Source organism: Streptomyces sp. NPDC003032 (assembly GCF_053591415.1).
This window is the reverse complement of record NZ_JBSFTT010000107.1, coordinates 1-3816: the sequence shown is the minus strand read 5'-3', so window position 1 is coordinate 3816 and position 3816 is coordinate 1. Positions and strand designations below refer to the sequence as shown.

At 68.1% G+C, this 3816-nt stretch carries 4 protein-coding genes; all 4 read right to left on the bottom strand.

Annotation, left to right across the window (positions count from 1 at the left end):
* Positions 1–431: 431 nt before the first annotated feature.
* The 4 genes from ACWDZ7_RS42640 to ACWDZ7_RS42625 all read right to left on the bottom strand — a co-directional run bounded on the left by ACWDZ7_RS42640 (position 432) and on the right by ACWDZ7_RS42625 (position 3262).
* A complete protein-coding gene (locus tag ACWDZ7_RS42640) occupies positions 432–1409 on the bottom strand; it encodes an SDR family NAD(P)-dependent oxidoreductase (protein ID WP_451804322.1) in 978 nt (325 codons plus the stop codon).
* 169 nt (positions 1410–1578) lie between these two features.
* Positions 1579–1953 carry a low affinity iron permease family protein gene (locus ACWDZ7_RS42635; RefSeq protein WP_451804320.1) on the bottom strand — a complete coding sequence of 125 codons (375 nt, stop codon included), beginning with the start codon at positions 1951–1953 and terminating at the stop codon, positions 1579–1581.
* 74 nt (positions 1954–2027) lie between these two features.
* Positions 2028–2753: a DUF6766 family protein gene (locus ACWDZ7_RS42630; RefSeq protein WP_451804318.1), complete on the bottom strand. Its 726-nt coding sequence runs from the start codon at positions 2751–2753 to the stop codon at positions 2028–2030.
* A gap of 86 nt (positions 2754–2839) precedes the next feature.
* Positions 2840–3262 (bottom strand): hypothetical protein, encoded by a 423-nt coding sequence (locus tag ACWDZ7_RS42625; protein ID WP_451804316.1) that lies wholly within the window; start codon positions 3260–3262, stop codon positions 2840–2842.
* Between the last annotated feature and the right edge of the window lie 554 nt (positions 3263–3816).

Here is a 3816-nt window from a genome sequence, read left to right as displayed (position 1 = left end):
GCGACCAACAGACGCGACCAACAGACAACCCAGGCGAAGACCAGCCGCGGCCAGTGGACCGGCGATGGAGGCAGCTGGGCATCCAGCACCCTCTCATATACGAGTGTCCCGTCTCATGAGATCTTGCAGAAGCGGGGCTGTTGACCTGGGGTATGGCAGGTAGGCGCGGGATTTCTGCCGTGCTGATCGGGACATTCCAAAGGTCGTGTCGACGATGCCGGGCATTCGTCTCGTCGATCATGACGACATGATGCGTCCTGAGCTGGGCTGTGCCAGGACGGTGAGATGCCTGCGCCCAGGGTTCTCACCGGAGGTGGCAGTTTCCGGGTCAGGTCAAGTGATGTCGGGGGTTCGGGGGCCCGGCGGTCCGCGCCACGCGGCGTGGACGCAGGCTCCTGCTACGACGGTGGACTCGTGTCCGTTCCAGCCGCTCAACGCGTCCGGACCCGTCGTGCGAAGCCCGCCGCCGCACATGCCAGCACCGTGGCGGCGGCCAGCCGTCGCACCGCGGTGCGACGGCGTCCGCCCCACCCGCCGTGAGCCGCGCCGGTGCCTGCCGCCGGCACGTGGAGGTTGCCGTGGCCGGCCGGAGCGGGTTCCTCGCGGGAGAGATGGGTCTTGTCCACTTGGCGGGCCATCATCCGCTCGACCACCCCCGGCATGATCCTCGACTCCAGCACCATGGACCGCCCCATCGGACCGACCACGACCTCGCGCCGGGGCACACGCACCAGATCCACGATGGTCCGTGCGACGCGCTCGGGGCTGTAGACCGGGGGCATCGCCAGCACCTGACGACCCGTGTAGTTCGCAGCGTGTTCGAACAGAGGCGTGTCGATCGTGGCGGGCAGCACCGTGCACACGCGGATGCCCCTCGCCTTCCCCAGTCGCAACTCCTGACGCAGACTCGCACCGAGCGCCCGCACAGCGTGCTTCGACATGCCGTAGGCGTGGGTGTACGGCTGGCTGACGACGCCGACGATGGAGGAGACGTTGACCAGCGTCCCTCCGCCCTGCTCCCGCATGACACGGAGGGCAGCGCGGGCACCGTGCACGTATCCCATGACGTTGACATCCATGACCTTGCGGAAGTCCTCCAACGGGACCTCCTCGAAGGGCCCGAAGACCGTGACGGCCGCGCAGTTGACCCAGACATCGATGCGGCCGAAGCGCTCTACCGCGCGCCGGGCGAGGTCGTCGACCGCCTTGGGATCCGTGACATCGGTCGGCACGACGAGCGCCTCCGCGCCATGGCGGCGTTCGCACTCCCGCCGAACCGCCTCCAGTGCCTCCGTGCGCCGCGCCGCCAGGACAACAGAGCACCCTCTACGGGAGAAGGCGACGGCGGTGGCCCGGCCAATGCCGCTGGAAGCCCCAGTGATCACAACCACAGAACCACGCACTCGCATTGAGAACCCCTTCTCCTCACCACTACCGACGCCCGTCTGGTCACTCAATCACCGGACCGTTTCTTCCACCGCTCGGCGGGTGCCCTTCGGGTGCAGCCCTTCGGGTGCTTCCTTACGCCACCAGCCGACGCGGGCCACACCCGTCCCCACGCGCGACCCCGGCCACGGTTCAGACCTCCTCGTCCATGCCGATGACCCTTCGCAATTCGTCACGCGCCTTGTGCGTCTCGTTCTCACGTTGCTCCAGCAGCGCCGCCGCGATCGCGTCCAGCTTGCGCTGGACCGCGTGCTCGGCTCGCCGCTCGCTGTTCTTGAGCAGGGCCAACAGGACGAGGACCACGGCCGTCATCAGATCACCGACGAAGACCTGCCACGTCAGGGAGAGACCCGCCGCCTGGGTCGCCAGGAAGGCGCCCACCAGTGCCATGCACAGGCCGTAGAAGGGCGCCGACGCCGTGATGGTGGAGGCTTTCTCCGCCAAGCGCTCGAACCAGCCCGGCTCCCCTGTCGAGGCCCCGGAATCCCGGGACGGTCTCTTCCGCATCGCGTCTGCACACCTTTCCTCACCTCACCCTGCCCCCTACCGCCCTGTCCTCACCGCCGCGCCCTCGAGGCGGCTCAGCCTTCGACGCCGGTGTCAGAATGAGACGCGCCGACGGGCTTGGACTCCGGTGATCCGCGCTGCCGCAGGTAGATGGCGAGAATGACCATGGAGGCGACCGCCAGCAGCTCGGACTGCCAGTTCTGCAGCGTGCGGCTCCAGAAGTCCGCCGACGACAGGTAGTGGGACCACGTGGTGGGGGCTTCCAGCCGGCGCAACTGCTCCTCGTTGAAGGCGGCGACGCCGGTGACGGACTGGGCGAGCCAGGAGAGCAGGAAGACGGCGCCCATGACCAGGCCGAGCGAGCGGGAGAAGACAACTCCACGCCAGTCCTTGTACGCGGCCCAGCGGGGCGAATTCTCCGTGGCGTGCGCGCCGACCCTCTGGTCCTTGTCGGACTCGGTGCCGTCCTCGTCGAGTTCCTTGGACTCCGGTGAACCGCGTTGCACCAGCCAGACGGTGGCGAAGATGTACAGGAAGAACTGGAGGTACTCCGACTGCCAGTTCTCGGTGACGTCGACGGCGAAGTCCGACGATGTCACGTAGGCCCCGAGGCCGACGGGTGCCATGCCGTCACTGACCAGCTGGTTGCTGAAGTCGGCGTGCCCCGCTACGGCTTGGCCCACCAGAGCCAGCAGGAACGTGGTCATGAAGAACAGCCCGAGGCCGTTGTGCCGGACAAAGCGACGTACGCGGTGCTGGGCCGGTGCGGTTTCCTTGTCGTTTTCCGGTGCGGTGTTCATCGGTGCATCAGCCCCAGCGTCATGAAGTACGCCAGCCCTCCGATGATCACCAGCAGCGTGCCGATGAACAGTGTCCTCATGATCTCTCACCCGCCCTTGATCCCGCACTCGTACGGCCGCTGAGGGCGTGGGCGGCAACCGGCGGCCGTCACTTTCCAGCCGGCCGGGAAGTGCGCCAGGAACACGGTGTCCCGCTCCAGCATCACCCGGGCCTGGTCGCCGTACACGTCCGCGCCCCGCACCGTACCGGCCGCGGGGAGCTCCCGCTCGTCGATCGCCCGGCCGATCGCCTGCTCGCAACGGCTTTTGGAGGACTGCTCCAGTTCCTCCCTCGTGGCAGGTGCCAGAGCCGCGCACAGCCGTTCGTGCTGTCCCGCCTTCAGCGCTTGCTCGAAGCGCGTGACTTCCGCGGTGACGTCATCACGCCGCTCGGGAAGCGCGCCGCAGGCACTGACCGCGGCAAGGACCACGAGCACCCCGATGCCGGGCCCGTACGACCGTCCTGGCATCCTGCCTCCTCGGTGCCTGCTCAGAAGGGGCCCACCTTGTCGACGAAGCGAAACGCGACCACTCGTTCATAGGACAACCACCCTCATGTCTTCGCAACCGCGAGCCGCCGAGAGAGCGGTTGCCAATGGCGCCGCCTGTCCGCGCCGGTGCCTTGTCGCAGCGAAGATCTCCAGACGACCAACTCGGCTCCGCGTTCGACGGGCGCCCGCCGAGTGGGTGTCTGAGGCCAGTGGTGCCCAGGGGCCGGAGCCTGTGCAGGCGCCCGACAGTGCGGGCGAGATCCACCGCACCTCACCGGCGGAATCGGTGTCGACCTGCGGACGGCGGCACATGACCCCCGTGGACGCGAGCCCGTGGCGGCACCGCTACTTGCGCCTCTTCTGGAAAGGCCAGGCCAGTAACGACCCGGGTCCCCTATTCAGCTCGGTCGCCCTTCCCCTGGTCGCGGTCGTGAGCCTGCGAGAGCAGCGCACCGCGCGCGTCGTCACGGGAGCGGGCATCGAGCAAGTGGATGGGTGTGTTCGGGTCACGCAGATGCAGCGCCGCCCTGATC

What these genes read in the sequence shown, in the direction of transcription:
- ACWDZ7_RS42640 (WP_451804322.1), bottom strand. Translation starts at nt 1,409, where the DNA reads ATGCGAGTGCGTGGTTCTGTGGTTGTGATCACTGGGGCTTCCAGCGGC.
- ACWDZ7_RS42635 (WP_451804320.1), bottom strand. Translation starts at nt 1,953, where the DNA reads ATGCGGAAGAGACCGTCCCGGGATTCCGGGGCCTCGACAGGGGAGCCG.
- ACWDZ7_RS42630 (WP_451804318.1), bottom strand. Translation starts at nt 2,753, where the DNA reads ATGAACACCGCACCGGAAAACGACAAGGAAACCGCACCGGCCCAGCAC.
- ACWDZ7_RS42625 (WP_451804316.1), bottom strand. Translation starts at nt 3,262, where the DNA reads ATGCCAGGACGGTCGTACGGGCCCGGCATCGGGGTGCTCGTGGTCCTT.